The 6,490-nt window shown below is 67.9% G+C and carries 5 protein-coding genes; 4 read left to right on the forward strand and 1 reads right to left on the reverse strand.

Annotation, left to right across the window (positions count from 1 at the left end; all coding sequences use genetic code 11):
* Positions 1-82: 82 nt before the first annotated feature.
* The 3 genes from ACWD6R_RS19900 to ACWD6R_RS19910 all read left to right on the forward strand — a co-directional run bounded on the left by ACWD6R_RS19900 (position 83) and on the right by ACWD6R_RS19910 (position 3,562).
* Positions 83-1,060: a cation diffusion facilitator family transporter gene (locus tag ACWD6R_RS19900; protein ID WP_451819884.1), complete on the forward strand. Its 978-nt coding sequence runs from the start codon at positions 83-85 to the stop codon at positions 1,058-1,060.
* A 249-nt stretch (positions 1,061-1,309) separates the two neighbouring features.
* On the forward strand, positions 1,310-2,767 hold the full coding sequence (ahcY, locus tag ACWD6R_RS19905) for an adenosylhomocysteinase (protein ID WP_451819885.1): 1,458 nt from the start codon (positions 1,310-1,312) through the stop codon (positions 2,765-2,767).
* Between the two features lie 183 nt (positions 2,768-2,950).
* The gene (locus tag ACWD6R_RS19910; protein WP_451819886.1) at positions 2,951-3,562 is read left to right on the forward strand and encodes a hypothetical protein; all 612 of its coding nucleotides are present in this window, start codon (positions 2,951-2,953) and stop codon (positions 3,560-3,562) included.
* Positions 3,563-3,718: 156 nt separating this feature from the next.
* On the opposite strand, the gene ACWD6R_RS19915 is transcribed toward ACWD6R_RS19910, so the two are convergent.
* Complete coding sequence (locus tag ACWD6R_RS19915) at positions 3,719-4,669, reverse strand: RDD family protein (protein ID WP_451819887.1); 951 nt, start codon at positions 4,667-4,669, stop codon at positions 3,719-3,721.
* Positions 4,670-4,788: 119 nt separating this feature from the next.
* Here ACWD6R_RS19915 and ACWD6R_RS19920 point away from each other — a divergent pair, with 119 nt between their 5' ends.
* Positions 4,789-5,796: a stage II sporulation protein M gene (locus ACWD6R_RS19920; RefSeq protein WP_451819888.1), complete on the forward strand. Its 1,008-nt coding sequence runs from the start codon at positions 4,789-4,791 to the stop codon at positions 5,794-5,796.
* Positions 5,797-6,490: the final 694 nt, after the last annotated feature.

A 6,490-nucleotide genomic window follows, 5' to 3' on the forward strand; every position in this document is an offset into this window, starting at 1 on the left:
CCGTCCGAATCAGCGGCTGCAACAATGTCCGGCCGTACCGCGGCGCCAGGGCCGCAGCATTGACGAAGGGACACAGGCACCCATGAGTGCGTCAGGCGGAACCAAGGCGATCGTGGCGGCGCTCGGCGCCAATCTCGCGATCGCAGTGGCCAAATTCGTGGCGTTCCTGTTCAGTGGCTCGTCGTCGATGCTCGCGGAGAGCGTCCACTCGATCGCCGACTCGGGCAACCAGGGGCTGCTGCTGCTCGGCGGCAAGAAGGCCCAGCGCGAAGCCACCCCCCAGCACCCCTTCGGCTACGGCCGTGAGCGCTACATCTACGCCTTCCTCGTCTCCATCGTCCTGTTCTCGGTCGGTGGCATGTTCGCGGTGTACGAGGGTTACGAGAAGGTCCGGCACCCGCACGAGATCGAGGCCTGGTACTGGCCGGTCGGCGTACTGGTCTTCGCGATCATCGCCGAGGGCTTCTCCTTCCGGACCGCCATCAAGGAGTCCAACGAGACCCGGGGCGAGCTCACCTGGACCCAGTTCGTCCGCCGGGCCAAGGCCCCCGAGCTCCCCGTCGTCCTCCTGGAGGACCTCGGCGCCCTGATCGGTCTGGCCCTCGCCCTCGGCGGTGTGGGCCTGGCCCTCGCCACCGGCAACGGCGTCTGGGACGGCATCGGCACCCTCTGCATCGGCATCCTGCTGATCATCATCGCGATCGTCCTCGCCGCCGAGACGAAGTCGCTGCTGCTCGGTGAGGCCGCCGGCACCGACCAGGTCGACAAGATCAAGGCCGCGGTCGTCGACGGCGAAACCGTCACCCGCATCATCCACATGCGTACGCTCCACCTCGGCCCGGAGGAACTGCTGGTCGCCGCGAAGATCGCCGTCCAGCACGACGACACCGCCACCGAGGTCGCCAACGCCATCAACGCCGCCGAGTCCCGCATCCGCGAAGCCGTCCCGATCGCCCGGGTCATCTACCTGGAACCGGACATCTTCAACGAGACGGCCGCCGCCACGGGCACCAATCCGGCCACGGCCCCCGACACCGACCCGGCCGATTCCGGCCACTGACCCTCCCGATCCTTCTTCCGACCGCTCCCGGCCCCGAGTGGGCTGGGAGCAGCTGGGCCGATCGGTGTAGATTCGATGCCAGTGTCAGACGTCGCTGCTGATGGCGGTCGGCCGCTCCGCTCCTGCGGACCGGGCGAGGGAGAGAGGGCCTCCGACGGACTGCGCTGCGAGCGCCCGGGCATTCGTGTGCCCGCCGCCGCAGAGCCAAGCCCTACCCACCCTCGACCCCATTACGAGGAGCAGCCCGTTATGACGACGGTCGCCAGTCGACAGGACTTCAAGGTCGCCGACCTCTCCCTCGCGGAGTTCGGCCGCAAGGAGATCACGCTCGCCGAGCACGAGATGCCCGGCCTGATGTCGATCCGCAAGGAGTACGCCGCCGCACAGCCGCTCGCCGGCGCCCGCATCACCGGCTCGCTGCACATGACCGTGCAGACCGCCGTGCTGATCGAGACCCTGGTCGCCCTCGGCGCCCAGGTCCGCTGGGCCTCCTGCAACATCTTCTCCACCCAGGACCACGCCGCCGCAGCCATCGCCGTCGGCCCGAACGGCACCCCGGACACCCCCGCCGGCGTCCCGGTCTTCGCCTGGAAGGGCGAGACGCTGGAAGAGTACTGGTGGTGCACGGAGCAGGCCCTGACCTGGCCGAACACCCCCACCGGCGGCCCGAACATGATCCTCGACGACGGTGGCGACGCCACCCTCCTCGTCCACAAGGGCGTCGAGTTCGAGAAGGCCGGAGCGGCCCCGGACCCGTCGACCGCGGACAGCGAGGAGTACGGCCACATCCTCACCCTGCTGAACCGCACCCTCGGCGAGGCCCCGCAGAAGTGGACCCAGCTGGCGTCCGAGATCCGCGGCGTCACCGAGGAGACCACGACCGGTGTGCACCGGCTGTATGAGATGCACCGCGACGGCACCCTCCTCTTCCCGGCGATCAACGTCAACGACGCCGTCACCAAGTCCAAGTTCGACAACAAGTACGGCTGCCGCCACTCCCTGATCGACGGCATCAACCGCGCCACCGACGTCCTGATCGGCGGCAAGACCGCCGTTGTCTGCGGCTACGGCGACGTGGGCAAGGGCTGCGCGGAGTCCCTCCGCGGCCAGGGCGCCCGCGTGATCATCACCGAGATTGACCCGATCTGCGCGCTCCAGGCGGCAATGGACGGCTACCAGGTCGCCACCCTCGACGACGTCGTCGCCCAGGCCGACATCTTCGTCACCACGACGGGCAACAAGGACATCATCATGGCCGCCGACATGGCCAAGATGAAGCACCAGGCGATCGTCGGGAACATCGGCCACTTCGACAACGAGATCGACATGGCCGGTCTCGCCAAGATCGACGGCATCGTCAAGGACGAGGTCAAGCCGCAGGTCCACACGTGGACGTTCCCCGACGGCAAGGTCATCATCGTGCTGTCCGAGGGCCGCCTGCTGAACCTGGGCAACGCCACGGGCCACCCCTCGTTCGTCATGTCCAACTCGTTCGCGGACCAGACCCTGGCCCAGATCGAGCTGTTCACCAAGCCCGAGGAGTACCCGACCGACGTCTACGTGCTGCCCAAGCACCTCGACGAGAAGGTCGCCCGCCTCCACCTCGCCGCCCTCGGCGTGAAGCTCACGACGCTCCGCCCCGAGCAGGCCGCCTACATCGGCGTCGAGGTCGAAGGCCCGTACAAGCCCGACCACTACCGCTACTGATCCGGCGCTGATCCCGTCCGTCAGCGGCGCAGTTCTGGACCAGCCGGTGACCGGTCCAGAACTGCCCTGACGGACGGACCAGCCCCACCTTCAGCAGCAGATACGAGCGCAGGCCCCCGCACCCCCGTGTCGGGGGCCTGCGTCGTACCGCACCCGCACAGCCCGAGGAACCCGAAGGACCCCATGCCCCGCGGCCGTTATTCGCTCCACGATCCCCACGACCACACCCCCCTCGGCCAAGAACATTTCCAATGCGCCCCAGGCCCCTCCGGCTGGCGCTACGTCTCCCGGACCACCGCCCCCTCGGGCGATCACCTGGGCTCCGTCGACCTCACCCTCGACGAACTCGGCCGCCCCGTTCGCCTCGAACTCCACGCCGCGAGCTGGCAGATCCGAGGAGCCGCCCTCGAAGGCGTCACCTGGGTCCGCACCGACCCGACCGGTACCCATGCCACCGAGGGCAATGTCCGCGCCCACGCCTTCACCGGCACCTCCCCGGCATTCCTCGTCGCGACCTCACGACTGCTGCGCCTCACCCCCGGTTCCCCCGCGACCCGCGTCCGCCTCGTCGCCTTCACGGACCCGGTCCTCGCCCCCCGTACCGTCGACCAGTCCTGGGCCCTGGTGAACAGTGAAGCGCACGCCACTGACAGTGGCCCCCTGATGGTGGACGAATACCAGGTCAGCGCCCTGGACACGGGTGAACAGCACACCGTCCACATCGCCGGCGACGTGGTCCTCTCGGCCCCCGGCATCGAGCTCGAAGAGCTGGAATCCCCGCCCTCCCCTCGCTGAGACCGGCCGGCAATTGGGGGCGGCGTCACGGGGCTGGGGCACGCACCTCGCGGCGTTGTCGTCCATCGCCATGGCTTCGCCATGGCTCAGTCCTCCGCCTTGCGATGCACGCACCCCAGCCCCGCTCCTTCACCCACCCCCCAATTGCCGGTCGGTCTAAGCAGGCGGCGCAAACCCAGTGCCCGGAGTCCGCACCGGGGACCTGGCCGCCCCGGAAACCCCAGAAGCCCCAGGGTTAGCGGGTTCCACAGGAGCCAGCCACTCCATGGACCCCGACGCAGCCCGCACGCCCCCCGGGCCCTCCACGCCGCTCTGTCCGTCCACAGGCGGGCCCCCGACCTCCGGGGAAACTCTCTGCGCAGCGGCGAACACCCGCCGCGCATCCCGTGCCTGCCGCTCGTTCACCACGCCGGCCAGATACGCCGCAGTCGGTACCCCTTCCGGAACGGGAACCCCCGTACGCGCGGCCAGCTCCCCACTCAGCCGCGTGGCCATCGACCACCCCACCTCCGCATCGAGCTGGTTCATCCGCGTCAGGTACTGCCGTATCGCCAGCCACAGCTCGTCCGGCACCGCCGACAGATCAAGCCCGGCGAACCGCCCGACCACCCACGGCGGCGGAGGCGGCACGGCGACACCCCGCCCCGCCGGCACCCGTTCCCGTACGACGAGCGTCCCCGCGAAGACATCCCCGAGCCGCCGCCCCCGGGCCGACACCAGCGACGCGATGGATGCGACGACCCCGAGCGTCATCAGGATCTCGACGACCCCCATCGCCCCGCGCACCAGCGCGTGCCGGAACCGGATCGGCCCGCCGTCGTCCCGCACCACCCGGAGCCCGCACGCCAGCTTCCCCAGCGAACGGCCGTGGCTGAGCGTCTCCACCGCGATGGGCCCGCCCACCAGCACGAGCAGAAACGTGGCGACGGCAATGGCCGCGCTCGCCGCCTCGTCCAGCGTCACTGTCGTGACGGTCAGCCCGACCGACACCAGGATGAAAACCGTCCACACCACGACAAGATCGATCGCCAGAGCCAGCGCCCGACTCGGCAGTTTCGCCGGCCTCAGCCCCAGCACGACCGCGTCCCCGGTCACAAGCTCACTCATTGCCGCCCACCCTTCGCCGACCTTCCCTGCCCCTCGGGAGCTCAGTCTGCCAAGCTGACCCGCAGCGCGCCGCATTAGTACGGACCCGTACGCACCCATGCCTGGAGCAGCAGCCGACCATGGATCTCGACGTCTTCGTGACAGCCCACCGCACCGAGTGGGACCGCCTGGACCACCTTCTGCACCGCGGGCGCCGTCTCACCGGCACCGAGGCCGACGAACTCGTCGCCCTTTATCAGCGGACGGCCACCCATCTCTCACTGATCCAGTCCAGCGCCCCGGACCCGATGCTCACCGCGCGCCTCACCCAGCTCGTGGCCCGCGCCCGGTCCACGGTGACGGGCACCCGCCGGGCCACCTGGCGCGACGCCACCCGCTTCCTGACCGCCGGCTTTCCCGCAGCGGTCTACCGCTCCAGGCACTGGTGGATTCCCACGGCCGTCCTCTCGACGCTCCTGGCCGCACTCATGGGCTGGTGGATCGGCACCCACCCGGAGGTCCAGGCGGCGATCGCCGCCCCTGAAGACCTCCGCCGCATGACCAGCCCCGGAGGGGAGTACGAGACGTACTACTCCAGCCACCCGGCCGCTTCGTTCGCCGCCCAGGTCTGGACGAACAATGCTCAGGCTGCCGCGATGTGTCTGGTCCTGGGGGCGTTCCTCTGCTTGCCGGTGATCTGGATCCTCTTCGTGAACGTACGCAACCTCGCAGTCGGCATCGGCCTGATGTCGTCGGCCGGCCGACTCGACACCTTCCTCGGCCTGGTCCTCCCGCACGGCCTGCTCGAACTCACCGCGGTATTCGTCGCAGCCGGTACAGGTCTCCGCCTCGGCTGGACGGTCATCGACCCCGGCCCGCAGACCCGCCGCTCCGCCCTCGCGCAGCAAGGCCGAGCCGCCATCGGCATGGCCATCGGTCTGGCCCTGGTCCTGTTCGTCTCGGGCGTGATCGAAGGTTTCGTCACCCCGTCGGGTCTCCCCACCTGGGCCCGTATCGCCATCGGTATCGCTGCCGAGCTGGGGTTTCTCGCGTACGTCTACATACTCGGCGGCCGCGCGGCCCGAGCCGGCGAGGCAGGAGACCTCGACGCCACCGAGCGAAGCGCCGAGCTCCCAGCCGCTGCCTGATGTGCGTATGACCCCGCTGACCTGCTAGTCTTCCCCTCGCCCCAAAAAACCATTGACATGGTGGACATGGGGAGGTAGATTCAAACGGTTGAGTCGGACTTGACAGGTTCGAGCCCAACGGCTAGCATTTACCTTGCTCTCAACGGAAACCGAGTTTCCGCAGAGCCATTGATTCCCTTATCTCGAGCAATGAAGCCGATTAGATCGGCCGAAATGCTTCTGATAAAGTCGAATCCGCCGAAAGGCAAAGGCCACTCCAGCGGCCACCGGAATCAAATTCGGACCGGAAACGGAAACGAAAAAGAGTCTGGTAAGGTTGGAACCGTCGGAAAGGGAAACGCGAAAGCGAAGAACTGGAAAGCGCAGTAACAAATCTTCTGCTTCGCAGAGGGCCCGCTTCGACCGGGAATCGGACACGAAAGAGTCTGATAGAGTCGGAAACGCAAGACCGAAGGGAAAGCCCGGAGGAAAACCCGAGAGGGTGAGTACAAAGGAAGCGTCCGTTCCTTGAGAACTCAACAGCGTGCCAAAAGTCAACGCCAGATATGTTGATACCCCGGCCTGCTTCGGCAGGTTCGAGGTTCCTTTGAAAGTCCTGCCGGGCCTCACGGTTCCGGTAGGCAATTACACAGCGAGGACGCTGTGAACGATCGGTCCTATTCCGACCGGTCGTTCCGCTCTCGTGTGTGTCATC

It is taken from the genome of Streptomyces sp. NPDC005151 (assembly GCF_053599875.1).